General features: G+C 47.5%; 11 protein-coding genes and 2 rRNA genes. 6 read left to right on the top strand and 7 right to left on the bottom strand.

The window, feature by feature from the left end; all coding sequences use genetic code 11:
- Nucleotides 1-2: 2 nt before the first annotated feature.
- From QXS89_00560 to QXS89_00575, 4 genes are all read left to right on the top strand, one after another.
- Entirely contained in the window at nucleotides 3-2066 is a 2064-nt protein-coding gene (locus QXS89_00560; GenBank protein ID MEM3830687.1) for an NADH-quinone oxidoreductase subunit L, read from the top strand.
- Between the two features lies 1 nt (nucleotide 2067).
- On the top strand, nucleotides 2068-3528 hold the full coding sequence (locus QXS89_00565) for a proton-conducting transporter membrane subunit (protein MEM3830688.1): 1461 nt from the start codon (nucleotides 2068-2070) through the stop codon (nucleotides 3526-3528).
- 280 nt (nucleotides 3529-3808) lie between these two features.
- Nucleotides 3809-5312 (top strand): 16S ribosomal RNA (locus tag QXS89_00570).
- Nucleotides 5313-5465: 153 nt separating this feature from the next.
- Nucleotides 5466-8695 (top strand): 23S ribosomal RNA (locus tag QXS89_00575).
- The 16S and 23S rRNA genes sit together here, the layout of an rRNA operon.
- A gap of 23 nt (nucleotides 8696-8718) precedes the next feature.
- On the opposite strand, the gene QXS89_00580 is transcribed toward QXS89_00575, so the two are convergent.
- The 6 genes from QXS89_00580 to QXS89_00605 form a co-directional block, all read right to left on the bottom strand.
- A complete protein-coding gene (locus QXS89_00580) occupies nucleotides 8719-8940 on the bottom strand; it encodes a hypothetical protein (GenBank protein ID MEM3830689.1) in 222 nt (73 codons plus the stop codon).
- A 127-nt stretch (nucleotides 8941-9067) separates the two neighbouring features.
- The gene (locus QXS89_00585) at nucleotides 9068-9829 is read right to left on the bottom strand and encodes a metallophosphoesterase (protein MEM3830690.1); all 762 of its coding nucleotides are present in this window, start codon (nucleotides 9827-9829) and stop codon (nucleotides 9068-9070) included.
- Nucleotides 9830-10149: 320 nt separating this feature from the next.
- On the bottom strand, nucleotides 10150-10620 hold the full coding sequence (locus QXS89_00590; protein MEM3830691.1) for a Zn-ribbon domain-containing OB-fold protein: 471 nt from the start codon (nucleotides 10618-10620) through the stop codon (nucleotides 10150-10152).
- Nucleotides 10617-11147: a Zn-ribbon domain-containing OB-fold protein gene (locus QXS89_00595; GenBank protein MEM3830692.1), complete on the bottom strand. Its 531-nt coding sequence runs from the start codon at nucleotides 11145-11147 to the stop codon at nucleotides 10617-10619. Before QXS89_00595 ends, QXS89_00590 begins: the two co-directional genes overlap by 4 nt.
- A gap of 5 nt (nucleotides 11148-11152) precedes the next feature.
- Nucleotides 11153-12334 carry a thiolase domain-containing protein gene (locus QXS89_00600; GenBank protein MEM3830693.1) on the bottom strand — a complete coding sequence of 394 codons (1182 nt, stop codon included), beginning with the start codon at nucleotides 12332-12334 and terminating at the stop codon, nucleotides 11153-11155.
- 4 nt (nucleotides 12335-12338) lie between these two features.
- A complete protein-coding gene (locus QXS89_00605; GenBank protein ID MEM3830694.1) occupies nucleotides 12339-13487 on the bottom strand; it encodes a thiolase domain-containing protein in 1149 nt (382 codons plus the stop codon).
- A gap of 308 nt (nucleotides 13488-13795) precedes the next feature.
- Here QXS89_00605 and QXS89_00610 point away from each other — a divergent pair, with 308 nt between their 5' ends.
- Nucleotides 13796-14680 carry a molybdenum cofactor guanylyltransferase gene (locus tag QXS89_00610; protein ID MEM3830695.1) on the top strand — a complete coding sequence of 295 codons (885 nt, stop codon included), beginning with the start codon at nucleotides 13796-13798 and terminating at the stop codon, nucleotides 14678-14680.
- A complete protein-coding gene (locus QXS89_00615; protein ID MEM3830696.1) occupies nucleotides 14677-15714 on the top strand; it encodes a DUF1464 family protein in 1038 nt (345 codons plus the stop codon). Before QXS89_00610 ends, QXS89_00615 begins: the two co-directional genes overlap by 4 nt.
- A 7-nt stretch (nucleotides 15715-15721) precedes the next feature.
- On the opposite strand, the gene QXS89_00620 is transcribed toward QXS89_00615, so the two are convergent.
- Nucleotides 15722-16159 (bottom strand): hypothetical protein, encoded by a 438-nt coding sequence (locus QXS89_00620; protein MEM3830697.1) that lies wholly within the window; start codon nucleotides 16157-16159, stop codon nucleotides 15722-15724.
- Between the last annotated feature and the right edge of the window lie 11 nt (nucleotides 16160-16170).

A 16170-nucleotide genomic window follows, 5' to 3' on the forward strand; every position in this document is an offset into this window, starting at 1 on the left:
GTATGTACGTATCTAATGTGGTTGAGATCTGGTGGGTTGATCTCATATATATAATACCTTTTCTAGGTGCGGCACTTGCAGGTTTGATCGGGCTGTTTGATAGAAGGCTTGCAGGTTTGATCGGTGTTACATCTATATTTATAAGCTCTTTACTCACAATACCTCTTCTAGTAGATATAATATCAGATCCTTCCCGGGTTATAGTATCTCCTTCTAGAACATGGTTTATAATACCCTCTCTATCTCCTGGTATGCAACCTATTCCAGTATATCTGTCATCGTATCTTGACGGTCTTTCTATCATAATGTCTTTCATGGTTGCATGGATTTCTCTTCTCATAGCTCTCTACAGCCTGAAATATATGGAGGGAGATTATGGAGAGCATAGATACTGGCTTTTCTTCACATTCTTCGTAGGCTCTATGCTAATGCTTGTCATGACCTCAAACATAATACTCTTTATCATAGGTTGGGAGGGTACTTCTCTAGCTTCATATGCTCTCATAGGACACTGGTATCGTGATGATGATGAGAACACCTTTGTAGGAGATCGGGGTAGGAAAGCATTAGGTAGGTCTATGTTTTTCTCTCCTAGTCATTCTGGTGTGAGAGCTATCGTAATGACAGGTGCAGCTGATATAGGTCTTCTAATAGGTCTCGGCCTTATACTGGTGAGTACAGGAACAACATCTATACCAGATCTCTACTCAAGTAGTTCTCTGGCGTCTCTCTTCAATTACCTAGCCAGCTTAAAACTCCTACCTCTCTTCCTCTTCATTCTAAGCTTAGGAGCTCTTGCTAAGAGCGCTCAATTCCCGCTACATGAGTGGCTTGTCACAGCTATGACAGGTCCTGCAAGTGTTTCAGCTCTTATACATGCTGCTACCATGGTTAAGGCTGGTGTTTATTTCATGCTCAGGTTCTCACCTATATTCCTTAATGTCTCAAGTGCAGCTGGAGATCTTGCGATTCTCCAGGTTAGAGAGTATTTCACTTTGATCATGATATTAGGTGCTTTCACAGCTTTTATGATGGCTACGATGGCTGTTGTAGCTAGAGAGCTTAAGCTTATATGGGCTTTCTCCACGGCTTCTCAGATAGGCTATATGTTTGCTGCTACAGCGTCATCCGGTGTGATAGGAGAGCCTGGACTGGGTATTGTTGCAGGATTCTCTCATCTGTTGAGTCATGCAGTGTTTAAGGCTGCTCTATTTCTAGCTGCAGGTGCTATGATTCATGCTGTAAATAGCAGATTTATAAATGATATGAAGGGTTTGGCGAGATATATGAGAATAACAATTTCTTCTAGCTATATAGCAGCTCTCTCTCTAGCTTCAGTACCTCCTCTAGCAGGTTTCTGGTCTAAGGATCTCGTTCTAGAGTCTGTCGGGCTTTCACCAGATTTTCTAGTATTCCTGCTACTAGTGATCACAGCTTTTATAACAGCTTTCTATTCGATCCGTGCTATAGGTTATACTTTCATGAGTTCTGAGAATGTTGAGAAGATGCATTCTCACGAGCCTCATCCTCTTATGTATCTGCCATATCTCATATTAGCTATAGCCTCTATAGTTCTAGGCTTCTTCTGGTGGTTCTATTCATCTGTTTTCGCGCGGATTGTTTTAACTACATTGCCTCTTCCTCACAGTGATTATATTATGACGATACATTTTGATCCAGGTATTGCCATGCTTTCCATAGCTGTCAGCATTTCAGGTGTTATGGTGGCTGTTGTTCTATATCAGATCATTAAGAAAGAAGTCTATGGTTATCTAGCAGGTAGTACTGTTCTCAGAGGTCTTCACAGCTTTCTCTATGATAGATGGTATTATAATTCGATTCTCTATATGATATTCGTGGAAGGCTTCAGCGGTCTGATAAGAGTTCTGGGATCATATGTTGAATCTATGGGTATTGACGGCTTTTATCATAGGGTTCTAGCGAGATTTGGTTCTCTCATTAGTAGAGGTCTTAGATCTATTCAGATAGGATTTGTTAATATGTATCTTATCGCGATTATTATAGGCATTTTAATATTGATTCTTGTAGGGTGGGGTGTAGCCTGAGATGGATTACATGCCTGTTCTATATATAACAATTCTAACATCTGTGGCTGTCAGTGTTTCTATAGCTACATTCATCTCGAGGTTCTTGGGATTCTCTAGAGATCTTGTAAGAAGAATCTTTCAGATCTCTCTGGTTATAATGCTTATTCTTACGCTCTATCAAATGTATGCACTCTATCAAAGCGAGTATACTGTAGCTTTATTATCAGGATTCAGACTCTTATCTCCTGATAATGTTTCTCTTATAGCTGTTCTAGGAATACTCTTAGGAGGATTCATAGCTTTATCTTCTTATCCGTATGAGCGGGGTGCTTACGAGATTGTATTGGCTGTATCTCTCTTAGGGATCTTGGGATCTGTGTTGGTATCTATGGCTGTTGATTTTATAACTTTAATAGTTCTGTGGACTTTAATTTCTCTAGCTTCCTACTCTGTGATAGCTCTTGCTAGAGACCCTGAATCTCTAGATGCTTCATCTAGGTATATAATAGTAGGTGTTCTAGCATCTCAATTCCTCTTGTTAGGAGTAGGTCTTCTTATAATATATCTAAGATCTCTTCCAGGATCTTTTTACATTTCTTCAGATGTTTCTAGGGTTCTTCCTCTAATCTCTCTAGCCTTTATATTAGGTGCTTTAGGTTTTAAACTCGGTTCAGCACCATTCCACTTCTGGATTCCTGATGTTTATGGAAGAGCTTCTCCATATGCTATAGCTATGATCGCTGGATCTATTAAGCTTGGTCTTGTTGTTTTTCTCGCAAGACTTGTGTTGGGATTCAGAGGTTATGATCCGTTGTTCTACATGATTGCTCTGCTCAGTATCCTAAGCATGATCATAGGTAGTATTACTCCGCTAACCCAAGGCAATATCCAGAGGATTCTTGCTTTCAGTTCTGTAAATCATATTGGATTTATATTGATTGGTGTGAGCGTTCTCAGTCTCTCGATTCCTCCATCTGGTTATTACATATATAGCCTAGCTATGGCTGGTATCTCTCTTCATATTCTTAGTTATGCTATGAGCAAGTCAAGTCTCTTTAGCTTGATTGGTTTTATAAGAAGTTCTACAGGGTCTCCCGAGCTCTCGGTTATCTCCAAGAATCTTCAGAGTTCTCCTGAGTTGAGATTCTCAGCTGTGCTTCATCTCGCTAATCTGATAGGAGTACCACCTCTTCCAGGTTTCTGGAGTAAGTTATTTATATTTCTATCAGCTGCGTATAGCGACCCTAGGCTTTATATAGCAGGTGTTCCATGGCTCGTAGTTATGGGTGTTATAGCTAGTGTGTTTTCTGTATTCTACTATCTCAATATCATAAGAGCTTTATACCTAGAGAGATCTTCGGAAAGCAATGGAGGAAGCTCTCTCTCTAGAGATGTGTTCTACCCATACATAGCTTCTATACTGCTAATAATAATAGGTAGCGTAATACCTGTTATTCTAGTTTTCATGGGCTTTCTATAGGATTCAGCGGAAAATATTATAAGCTCTGTAACACTATAGATATATCGGCATCAGTCAAACCATAACAACATCCCGCGGCTCCCGGCGGCGGCTCACCCCAACAGAGGGTGAAACCCTCAGGATGAGGAGGTGGCCTCCAGCCGCGGGAATAATGAGATAACAATCATACATGGGGGTCTGGGAACCTCAGAGCTATCTAGCTCTGAGAAACCCCAGACCCGACGCAGGCACCTCAGCAGGTACAAACTCCACCCAACCTCACGGCCTGCCTGCGGCCGTGACTCCGCTTGATCCTGGCGGACCCGACCGCTATCGGGGTAAGGCTAAGCCATGGGAGTCTGACACCCCTGACAGGGGTGTGGCGGACGGCTGAGTAACACACGGCTAACCTGCCCTCGGGACGGGGACAACCCCGGGAAACTGGGGCTGATCCCCGATAGGCGATGACACCTGGAATGGGTCATCGCCGAAAGGCTTACGCCAAAATGGTGGCGTAAGCGCCCGAGGATGGGGCCGTGGCCCATCATGGTTGTTGGCGGGGTAAAGGCCCGCCAAGCCGATAACGGGTAGGGGCCGTGAGAGCGGGAGCCCCCAGATGGGCCCTGAGACAAGGGCCCAGGCCCTACGGGGCGCACCAGGCGCGAAAACTCCGCAATGCGGGCAACCGTGACGGGGTTACCCCGAGTGCCCCGAAGAGGGGCTTTTCCCCGCTCTAAAAAGGCGGGGGAATAAGCGGGGGGCAAGTCTGGTGTCAGCCGCCGCGGTAATACCAGCCCCGCGAGTGGTCGGGACGTTTATTGGGCCTAAAGCGGCCGTAGCCGGCCCTGTAAGTCCCAGCCTAAAGACCCGGGCTCAACCCGGGGAGTGGCTGGGATACTACAGGGCTAGAGGGCGGGAGAGGCGGGGGGTACTCCCGGGGTAGGGGCGAAATCCTATAATCCCGGGAGGACCACCAGTGGCGAAGGCGCCCCGCTGGAACGCGCCTGACGGTGAGGGCCGAAAGCCGGGGGAGCGAACCGGATTAGATACCCGGGTAGTCCCGGCTGTAAACGATGCGGGCTAGGTGTTGGGCGGACTTAGGGTCCGCCCAGTGCCGCAGGGAAGCCGTTAAGCCCGCCGCCTGGGGAGTACGGCCGCAAGGCTGAAACTTAAAGGAATTGGCGGGGGGGTACCACAAGGGGTGGAGCCTGCGGCTTAATTGGAGTCAACGCCGGGAATCTTACCGGGGGCGACAGCAGGATGATGGCCAGGCTAACGACCTTGCCTGACGCGCTGAGAGGAGGTGCATGGCCGTCGCCAGCTCGTGCCGTGAGGTCTCCGGTTAAGTCCGGCAACGAGCGAGATCCCCGCCCCTAGTTGCTACTCGGGGCTTCGGCCCCGAGGCACTCTAGGGGGACTGCCGCCGTTTAAGGCGGAGGAAGGAGGGGGCCACGGCAGGTCAGCATGCCCCGAAACCCCCGGGCTGCACGCGGGCTACAATGGCGGGGACAGCGGGTTCCGACCCCGAAAGGGGGAGGTAATCCCTGAAACCCCGCCGTAGTTGGGATCGAGGGTTGAAACTCACCCTCGTGAACGAGGAATCCCTAGTAACCGCGCGTCAACATCGCGCGGTGAATACGTCCCTACCCCTTGCACACACCGCCCGTCGCTCCACCCGAGCGAGGACTGGGTGAGGCCTGCTTTCTCCGGTTCTGCCGGAGAGGGCGGGTCGAACCTAGTCCTCGTGAGGGGGGAGAAGTCGTAACAAGGTAGCCGTACCGGAAGGTGCGGCTGGATCACCTCCTATTACTCAAAAAGGTTGGGTGGAGGTACTCTCTGCTGAGGTGCCTGCCTAATGAGATCTGGGATCTATTCCCAGATCGAGGTGTGAGGAGTGTCAAACGCTCCTCCTATGAGCACCACACACCCAGACACAAACCAGACCAGCCTCGCCCAGGAAGCTCACGGCATTAAGCCGCGCGGTGGATGGCTCGGCTCGGGCGCCGAAGAAGGGCGCGGCAAGCGGCGATATGCCCGGGGGAGGCGCAGGCAGCCGTCGAACCCGGGATACCCGAATGGGAACTCCTGCCACGGGGATAACCCGTGGCGACCGAGACCTGGTTAAACCAGGTCTCGGTCGGGAACCCCCCGAACGGAAACATCTTAGTAGGGGGAGGAGAAGAAACCAAACGGGATCCCCTGAGTAGGGGCGACCGAAAGGGGGATAGCTCAAACCAAACCCGCCGGCGATAAGTCGGTGGGGATGTGGTGTTACGGGTCCTCAGCTGGGCTTCGAGCCCAGGAAGCCGACCCATGGTAGCCGAAGTGGCCTGGAAAGGCCCGCCGTAGAGGGTGATAGACCAGGGTTTCAGGCGATTTCTAAAATATTGCCTGAACCCTGGGTCGAACCCCGTAGGCGAAACCATGGGGGCTTCCGCTGAGGACCAGAGTACCACGGCTTGGTTTTGCCGTGGGAAGTTGGGGGTCTCCGACCTCCAAAGCTAAATACGTCCCGAGACCGATAGCGCACTAAGTACCGTGAGGGAAAGCTGAAAAGAACCCCGTGAGGGGGTGTGAAAAGAGCCTGAAACCGCGCGGCGACTCATGGCGTGGCCCTTAAGGAATGAAGGTGTCAAAGGAAACCCTCGTGAGAGGGGAGTACGAGACACCTGACCGGGGTCACGCCTTCCGTCTTGAAACACGGGCCGGGGAGTTCACGGCAGTGGCGAGGCTAAGGGGGTTATCCCCGAAGCCGTAGGGAAACCGACATGCCCGCAGCAGGGTTTAAATCCCTGCGAGGGGCGGGGTCTGCAAGGGCCTGGAGTCACTGCCGTGAGACCAGAAACCGGGCGATCTAGGCGGGGGCAGGGTGAAGCCGGGGGAAACCCCGGTGGAGGCCCGAAGGGGTTCTGACGTGCAATTCGTTCCCATGACCCCCGTCTAGGGGCAAAAGACCAATCTAGCCCGGTGATAGCTGGTTCCCGCCGAAGTGCGTCTCAGCGCAGCCCCGCCGGAGGCGGGCTACGGGGTAGAGCTACGGATTGGAGAGGTATGGAGGGGAACCTCCAGCCTCTCCAGTCCAACTCCGAACCCGTGGCCGTCTTAGATGGCGGGAGTGGGGTCCTCGGGGTAAGCCTGAGGGCCGAGAGGGGAACAACCCAGACCGGGGTTAAGGCCCCTAAGTGCCGGCTAAGTGCCAACTAAAGGGCGTCCCGAGCCTTAGACAGCGGGGAGGTGGGCCTAACAGCAGCCATCCTCTAAGGAGTGCGTAACAGCTCACCCGCCGAGGCTCGGGGCCCCGAAAATAGGTCGGGGCTAAGCCGGCCGCCGAGACCCCGGGGCACGGTCTCTATGAGACCGTGATCCGGTAGGCGGGCGCTCTGGTGGGGCAGAAGCCAGGCCGTGAGGTCTGGTGGACCCGCCAGAGTTGTGGATCCCGGCGGTAGTAACAGCAAAGAGGGGTGAGAATCCCCTCCGCCGGAAGGACAAGGGTTCCTCGGCAATGGTCGTCAGCCGAGGGTTAGCCGGTCCTAAGGCAGGCCGTAACACGGTCCTGCCGAAAGGGAAACGGGTTAATATTCCCGTGCCGCGGGGGTAGGTGCGGCAACGCAAGCCCCATCCCCGACGCCTCGGGGTAGGCTGACCGAGGCAGTCGCCTCGGCTAACCACATAAGCCCGTGGAGTGCCGTAATGGCGAGAAGCGGGTGAAAGTGGGAATGGGCTCCCGTATGGGGGCTTCAGCCGAGCCCTGGGGCCCTTGAAAAGGGGATGGGGATCGATCCCCCGCGCCCGTACCGAGAACCGACACAGGTGCTCCTGGGTGAGGAGCCCAAGGCGTGTGGGGGCTAACCCGGGCTAGGGAACTCGGCAAATTGGCCCCGTAACTTCGGGAGAAGGGGTGCCTGCGGTTTTCAGGTATAACCTGGGAACCGCAGGTCGCAGTGACCAGGGGGTCCTGACTGTTTAATAAAAACATAGCTCCCCGCAAGCCCGAAAGGGTTTGTACGGGGGGTGAATCCTGGCCACTGGCGGTTCGTGAAACCGGGGTTCAACCCGGCGAAGCGCCGCTGAAGGCCGGGGGTAACTCTGACCCTCTTAAGGTAGCCAAATGCCTTGCCGGGTAAGGCGGATATCCTGGCTTCTATGATAGAAAATCAGGAGTCCGCCCTCGAGAGTTCCGGCGCGCATGAATGGATCAACGAGGGCCCCACTGTCCCAGCCCGGGACCCCGTGAAGCCCACGGAGCCAGTGCACAGGCTGGCATCCCCCCGTAGGGAGAGAAGTCCTTGTGGAGCTTTACCGCAGCCTGGCATTGGCCTCTGGGCCTCGATACGTAGCGTAGGCAGGAGACTGTGAGGCAACTCTTTCGGGGGTTGCTGAGTCGCCAATGAAACACTGCCTATCGGGGCCTGGGGGCCTAACCCCGGGAAACCGGGGGACAGTGTCAGGTGGGCGGTTCGGCTGGGGCGGCACGCCCGCGAAAAGATAACACGGGCGCCCAAAGGTCGGCTCAGGCGGGTCAGAACTCCGCCGTAGAGTGTAAGGGCAAAAGCCGGCCTGACCAGGCCCTTGACAATAAGGGGCCTGGCCGGGAAACCGCGGCCTAGCGAACGCTCATGCCCCCCTCGGAGGGGGCTGGGCATGACAGAAAAGTTACCCCAAGGATAACAGGGTCGTCGCGGGCGAGAGTCCCCATCGACCCCGCGGATTGCTACATCGATGTCGGCTCTTCCCATCCTGGGGGTGCAGCAGCCCCCAAGGGTGGGGCTAGGCGGGTATGGGAATTATTGTATGCATACAAACTCCCAGCCCGCCCCCTAAGCCCGCCCATTAAAGGGGAACGTGAGCTGGGTTTAGACCGTCGTGAGACAGGTCGGACTCTACCCACGGGGGGTGCGGGCCGCCTGAGGGGAAGGCAACCCTAGTACGAAAGGAACGGGTTGCCGCGGCCTCTAGTCTACCGGTCATCCGGCAGGGTGTATGCCGGGCAGCCACGCCGTAGGGGGTAACCGCTGAAAGCATCTAAGCGGGAACCCCTCCCCGAAAAGAGGCGGCCGTCTCACCCAGGTTCATCCTGGGTGGGCGAGGGCTCCCGTAGAAGACGGGGTTGATGGGGTGGGGGTGTATGTCCCGAGGGATTTCCCGAGGGACGAGCCTGCCACTCCCAATAGCCCGAGGCTGTGGGCTCCTCCTGGGAGTGACTGCCCGTAGCTATTGCTGCGGGCTCTGGGGGCTGGTCTGGGTGTTATCTGGGTGTGTGGTGCTCTCTACTTCTTCGATTCTTCCTATTATATCATGGAATGTATTCTTACCACATACTCTGCAGTAATGATATAATGTTCTGTAGTCATCTATTTTATAGCTTACTCTAAGAATCCATTCTGTCCCACAATTTCTGCATCTAAGCTTCCAGCCTCTTTCCAACCAGATCATCTCCACAGATTCTTTGGCTTCTCGAAAACATATTTGCTTACAAAGCAGATATTATACATAGGCCCCGATGACCACGACGGGCGGTCTGAGAATGTGAAGAGCCATTGTAGCTATGAGGGGCCTGAAATCATAGAGATCTTCCTGTTGGAGAGATGATCTCGATATCAGGATCTGATTCTTCTAAATTCTTCCTAATAATCCCAGCAGTAACAGAACCTACAGCCGGTATAGACACATTAAAGATATTTGAAGCACCTATCCTAGCTCTTAAAACTCTAGAACCATGAGAATGAGCGTGGAGAACTAGATCAGGTCTTGTCTCCATTATAACTCTCTCAAAACCTCTATGCCCGAGAAACTTATATATAGACTCCGGCTCTCCTCTGAGAGTGAGATAGGTTGGGGCATAATGAAGAAGAAGAATCAGATAATAACAAGAAGCTCTAAGACTGCTTAATATGCTTCTCGCATTCTCAATCCTCCACTCATATACATCCCTAAGATGAGGAGCACTCCTGCTCTGCCAAGGAGTAAGCTTCTCAAGAGAACCTCTAGAGCCGAACACACAAAGCCTCACACCATTGATATCATGATACCATGAAGAATCATCAAGCCATATAATATCGCTATATCTCTTTCTAAATTCATCATGCATCTCAGTATACTCCTCATTACCAAAAACAGATACTATAGGAGTGCTTCCATACTTACTCCTAAGAAATCTTCTAACAAGATCAAAACCTCTCACATCCCCGCGATCAACTATGTCACCGGCGAGCAGAATAATATCAGGTCTAAAACCTACTAGAGAATTCACAGAAGAAATAAAAACAGGAAAATATCGAGGAACATGAACATCCCCAAAAGCAAGAAATCTAAGAACATGCACAAGACCACACCAGAATACATATGCTCAGGAAACTAAAAACATAAAAACTCCTTATAAGAGAGCAAAGAATAAATCATAAGGGTGTTTAAAACGCCTTTAATGATGCTAGGAGTAAACACAAGAGGACATAAAGGATGGACAACACTTAGATGTAGCATATGCAATAAAAAACTAACCGTAGGAGAAGAAGTCATATATATATGCCCTAAATGCAGCTCCCAGACCCAGAACCAAAGTAAAAAAATAGCTTTCTGCAGAGCATGCGCAAGAACAACACATTATAGATGCCCATACTGCTCAACAGAACTACAGATCTATCCCTAACCAGTTTTTTCGAAGTACATTATATCAGTAATAGAACCCCTCCTCTCATCTCTAAACACAGGTCTAACCCTCATACCACTCTTAATATCCTTAGGATCTGCTTTAACCTCATGGATCAAACCTCCGAACACTCCTGGAAATCTTATTAAAGCAATAACCCTAGGCTTCTCAAGTCTTCTACCACTATCATCAACATAAATTATAGTATAGCTGCTAACATAGCCCTCCTCAACTATCTCAACAAGCTCCGAAACCTCCGAGAAACACTGAGGGCAATAGATTTTAGGAGGCATGAATTTAAGACCGCATCTGCTACACCTAGCAGCCTTCAAGACACCCTGCCTAAGAGCTTCAAGCCATTTAACTCCTAAAGGCCCTGCCGTATAATGATACTCATTGATCTCCATATCAACAGTCTTATGATAGTGAATATGAGAACGAGATCCTAGACTCATAGAATCTTTCAAGATCTCACCACCTCAAAACATTCGATATCATTAATATCTCCTCTTCTCTCCTCTTCTTTCTTCCAGCGAGCTTTCACCCTCGCATCAAAAATTCCTTGAGATACAAGATCCTCAAGATCAGCACCACAGATCCTGTGAAGAATCCCTGGAAATCTATAGCTCGAAAACCTCATCCCCGGAATATCAAGTTTTATTATACCTATGATCTCAGGCTTCTCCAGTCTCTCCATATCAGCCGAGTAATAGCTGGCAACAGCACTCACCACCTTACCCTCATCAGATGCTTCAATCCATTTATTAACAGGCTTAAAACAATAAGCACAGAAGATCCTCGGAGGAATAAATACCATTCCACAACTCTCACAGTAAGTACCAAGGATCTTCCCCTGCTTTAACCCTTCAAAGAACCTACTATAAGCCTCCCCAGCACTCATGTTGTATCTAGCTCTAGGCTTTGACCTCTCCTTTAAAATCTCTTTAAACTCACGATCAGAGAGATAAGTACCTCCTAAAAGACTCGAGCTCACACCACTCACCTCCTAAGTACAATAACAGTGCCTACCTGCATCAGATCCCCCCACGCCTGAGCAAGTCCTGTGGTCACAGGCTTCTTAACCTGCCTCCTACCAGCTTCACCTCTTAACTGCCAGAATATCTCCGCAACCTTCATAAGACCTGCAGCCGCGATAGGATTTCCAACACCGAGAAGACCTCCACTAGGATTTATAGGCAGATCTCCATCTCTCTGAGTTAACCCCTCTCTAGTCATCTCAGCAGCCTTACACCTGGGAGCCAGCCCCAGACCCTCCATATGATGAAGTTCTTTATAATCAAAAGGATCATAAGGTTCTGCAACATCAATCTGCTTCATAGGGTTCTCAATACCAGCCATTCTATACGCCATCTCAGCAGCAGCTTTAACATATACAGGAAATGAAAGCTCTCTGTTAGTCCAGTAAGATGAATCTAGAACAAACCCCACTCCTTCAACCCATACAGGATTATCGGTATACCTCCTCGCAATATCCTCAGAAACCATTACAAGAGCTCCAGCACCATCGCTAACAGGCGATATGTCAAGCCTGTTAACAGGATAGACTAAAACCTCACTCTTGAGAACATCTTCAACTGTGATTCTAGCAGCAGCCTGAGCAGATGGATGATCTAGAGCGTTAGCCTTATTCTTCACAGCAACCAGAGCTATATCCTCCTTTGAAACACCGCACTTATGCATATACCTATGCATCTCGAGAGCAAAGATCCATATAAGATTAGGATTAAGAGGTTTCTCAACGAGAGGATCCCATATATGTCTGAACACAGCCTGAGGATGAGGATCAGCGGCACAGCTCATCTTCTCCTCAGCAATGATAAGAGCCTTCCTACATAATCCTGAGGCAACCATCCACCAACCTGAGATAGGTACGAAAACACCGGTTCCACCACCAACAAGAACTCTATGATGAAGCTTCCCGAAAGCTCCAGCCCCCTCAGAATAGTACTCACCCTTCATATGAACTCCATCAAAAGCATCAGGAGCACTACCGCTTATAACACAATCTATATCTTTAAATTCTAAGCCAGCCTGATCAAGCGCTCTTCTAGCCGCGATCCATACTAACTCTTGAGGTGTCTCAAGAAGTCTTCTTCTAAATAGGGTAAGACCGGCACCTATTATAGCGACCCTCTTTTTAACATATAGATTGGTTTTCATGAGATCACCTCGACAATATAGCTACCGTGGTAGTTCTCAGCCCAGGCCATCTTCTGCTATGAACCAGGATCTTCTCAACACCTTCGATCTGAGAAGCTCCAGCTCTTCCCTTCAGCTGCTCATACGCGGCAACAACTCTAGCTAGTCCATGAACTTCAAGAGTGTTTCCCTCGCTCAAAGCACCTCCCGAAGGATTCACAGGCATGCCTCCTCCTCTATCAAAATAGCCTGACTCCAGATCCTTTCTAAGATCTTTTGAGAATCCAAGAGAGCTCAAAACCATGAGAGGTATATAGCTGTATCTCTCATCAAGTTCTAGAGCATTTATCTCTCTAAGAGGATTCTTGATATTGCTCAGTTTAAAGGCTTTCTCAGCAGCAGTTCTAACAATCCAATCTCTAGAAAGCTCATCAAAAGGAGGTGTAGGGGTTCCAGAAACACTCCAAATACCAGAGATCCAAACAGGATCATCTGTATACCTTCTTGCAATATCCTCAGAAGATAAAACTATAACTATGGAAGCATCAGAGAAAGGTGCTATATCATACATGCTTAAAGGATCTGCAATCGGGTCAGCAGATATATAACTATCAAGAGAGAGATTAGAAGCATAAACAGCTCTAGAACTTGAAAAACCATTCCTAAGACTTCTAACCACATACTCTCCCAAAACCTCTCTAGAAAGCCTCTCACTATCCATAAAAGCTCTAGCCTCTATAGCATTAAGAAAATGAATACTCTCAGGATTAAGAGGTCTCAGATATATAGGATCGAATGAGAAGAGCACTATATCCCTAATGGTAGAGATCTCACTAGGCTTTCCATGGGACTCAACAACAACAACATCGAAAGCCCCGGTCTTGATCATGGCATAAGCATTCAGAATACACTGAAGACTGTCACCGGCAACTGTAAAACCAGGCTTAAGCGCGCCACCCAATTGATCGGGCATGAATTCATTAGATATAGCCACACCCTCCCAGAAATCCTCTTGGCAAGATATGAAAGCATCCACCTCTGTTCTAGGATTAATTCCTCCAGCATCCTCATAAGCTCTCTGAGCAGCTTCGAATATCATCTCTCTAAAAGAAAGAGAAGGAGTTGAAGATTGAAACCCGTAAAAACCCACACCTATAATAGCCACTCTACTCATTAAAAGACCCTACAAAACATACCTTAAAAGATTATATAAAGTTTTCAGAGAGTATAGAATGTAAAACTATAAAACAGATCAGCTCTGATATAAATTTTACCAGACTTAAAAGCTCTCGAGATACACCTTTAAAACCTGCTACCACACGTATCTAAGAACCAGCTTATTTGCATGATTACAGCCCTCTATTCTACGAATATAAAACTATGAGGTATTGGAAACATAGTAGTTGAAGAGATCAGCTGTCATAATATTTAGAAGTTCTCCTACCTAGATATAAGTGTATTAGGAAGAGCGGTGTGGTTGGAATGTCTATATGCTGTATAATTCTCAGTGGAGGTCTAAGCAGAAGATTCAGAGAGAGCATGGGAATTGAAATAGATAAAGCTTTCTACATGCTAGAAGGAAAACCTATGATATATCATGTGTATGAGAAGATGTTAAGCTTATGCGATACTAAAGATATCATAATATCTCTCAGAGACTACGAAACAGTGAAACTCTATAGAGAAAAAATCCCGGAAGCTCAATATTCGGTAGATATAATAGGTGGCAGTGGTCCTCTAATAGGCTTGTACTCCTCACTTGCGAGTTGCAGAGGAGAGATAGTAATATCAGCTCCGAATGACATGCCTTATATATCAAGCGGTCTCTTAAGAGATCTAGTTGATATTGTGGATAGAGAGAGATCAGATGTAGCATCTCCTATGCTATCTAACACTGTTGTTGAGAATCTTATAATAGCTTCTAAAAGAGATCCTCTTAAGAGATTCTTAAAACTCCTGATCTCGATGAAAAGATCTAAGGCCATAGATATTATCCGGGGGATGCCTAACATATATCTCTTCAATATACAAGAACACGGATACGATGATAAAACCCTTGCTAATATAAACACGATAAGAGATCTTCAGAAGCCTAGGAAACCTAGAAAACTAGTTTCTTCAGATATATCAATAGAGAGATCATTTGATCTATATGATATAGAGAATAGAATTCTAGAGAAACTTAAGAGAAGTATTTGGCATACCATATTTAAACAGGATCCATGTGACGAATACACATACTATCTCGAGAAGAAATCATATTATATGGCATTTCAAGTATTTCTTGATCCGACGATCAGAGGACTAGAAAATATCAGAACAATGATTAAGACAGCCTTAAAGGAATTATTCTGGGAGCAAGAATGAGAGTCCTCGCAATAGATCCAGGGAGTATCACAACGTCTGTAGCAACCGTGGAGAATGACAAGATCTATAGATATAGAGAGGTTTCATCAAAAGAATTAAGTAGGAATCCAGAGATGCTTTTCGAGATGATAGAGGAAGACCAGCCAGATATAATTGTTGCACCCTCGGGATACGGTCTTCCGCCTGTAGATATAAGAGAGTTAAATACTGAGGAGAGATTAAAAAGTCTTCTTCTGAGAGAAGATGATCCGGGTATTGAAGATCTTAAATATATATCATATTTTCTAAAGCATGTTGAGAGAATTAAGGTTCCTGTAATAGGTGTTCCAGGAATATATAATCTTGCTACAATAGATCCTTCTAAAAGGATTAATAGAATAGATCTTGGAACAGCCGATAAAACAGCTACAGCAATTCTAGCCATCTATGTGCACAGTAGAGGAGATCTTGAGAGACTTAGCAGAAGCAATATAATAGTTATGGAGCTAGGAGCCTTTACATCGGGGATAGCTGTAAAGGAGGGAAGAATCATAGATGGAGTAGGAGGCACTTTATATCCTATAGGCTTGATATCAGGAGGAGGCTGGGATGGAGAGATCGCGGTTATTCTAGGAAGAAGGATCTATAAAAGAGATCTATTTAAAGGAGGTTTGAAGAGCATATGTGGAACAATAGATCTCGAGGAGATATACGTTAGATGTAGAGAAGGTTTTGAAAGGTATATAGATGATATAGCTAAAACAATTGCAGTCCTAGAGAGATCTATAAGAAGAGGAGGTTTAAAAGAAGATGAGATCAAGATATATCTCTCGGGTAGAGGAGCCAGGAATATAGTAGTCAAGGCTCTGAAAGAATACGGCTATAATCCAGAGATTCTTCCAAGATTCTTCAAAGGGTCTGATGAAAAGATTAAAAGCTCAGCCGAAGGATCTGCTTTATATGGTATTCTGTGGAAGAATAATAGAGATTTTCTGAGAAGAATAGGTGTATTAGAAGACTGGATTCCCTACGATATGAAGCTTATATACTACTAGGACAACTCTATCTTCTTCTCATCTCACTCTCTGCTAAAAGCATTGATATCTTTGGCTTCAACTCTTCTATCTTCGCCTTAGCCTTCTCTATGAAATCATTATCAGGATTATTTGATATAAATTCTCTGCCGAGACTGGTGAGGTTAAGAATTCTACCTTGTTGGGTTGTCTCAAGAAGCCCTACATATAGCAGTGACGTGAGATCTTCTTTGAGATCCTTTGACACAGGACTTCCAGCTACCAGAACTATGTTATAACCTAGGTCCAATCCTGATTCTTTTAATTCTTTAATTATCTGAAGCAAGTTTTTCTCGGAAACTTTTCCTAGCAGATTAATCAGATGGAGTAGTTTCAAAGCTTTCTGATTGTTCTTAATCTGATCTATAGTGATCACAGGTCTTGATACTATCTTCAGATCCTTAGACTTAGAACTCTGTTGAGACATGAACCCACCAT

Source organism: Sulfolobales archaeon, from assembly GCA_038881635.1.
Taxonomy (GTDB): domain Archaea; phylum Thermoproteota; class Thermoprotei_A; order Sulfolobales; family AG1; genus WYEN01.

Excerpts from the sequence above, each read along its gene's own strand:
- QXS89_00580 (MEM3830689.1), bottom strand. The coding sequence starts at position 8,940 with ATGATCTGGTTGGAAAGAGGCTGGAAGCTTAGATGCAGAAATTGTGGG.
- QXS89_00560 (MEM3830687.1), top strand. The coding sequence starts at position 3 with ATGTACGTATCTAATGTGGTTGAGATCTGGTGGGTTGATCTCATATAT.
- QXS89_00605 (MEM3830694.1), bottom strand. The coding sequence starts at position 13,487 with ATGAGTAGAGTGGCTATTATAGGTGTGGGTTTTTACGGGTTTCAATCT.
- QXS89_00565 (MEM3830688.1), top strand. The coding sequence starts at position 2,068 with ATGGATTACATGCCTGTTCTATATATAACAATTCTAACATCTGTGGCT.
- QXS89_00610 (MEM3830695.1), top strand. The coding sequence starts at position 13,796 with ATGTCTATATGCTGTATAATTCTCAGTGGAGGTCTAAGCAGAAGATTC.
- QXS89_00620 (MEM3830697.1), bottom strand. The coding sequence starts at position 16,159 with ATGTCTCAACAGAGTTCTAAGTCTAAGGATCTGAAGATAGTATCAAGA.
- QXS89_00615 (MEM3830696.1), top strand. The coding sequence starts at position 14,677 with ATGAGAGTCCTCGCAATAGATCCAGGGAGTATCACAACGTCTGTAGCA.
- QXS89_00600 (MEM3830693.1), bottom strand. The coding sequence starts at position 12,334 with ATGAAAACCAATCTATATGTTAAAAAGAGGGTCGCTATAATAGGTGCC.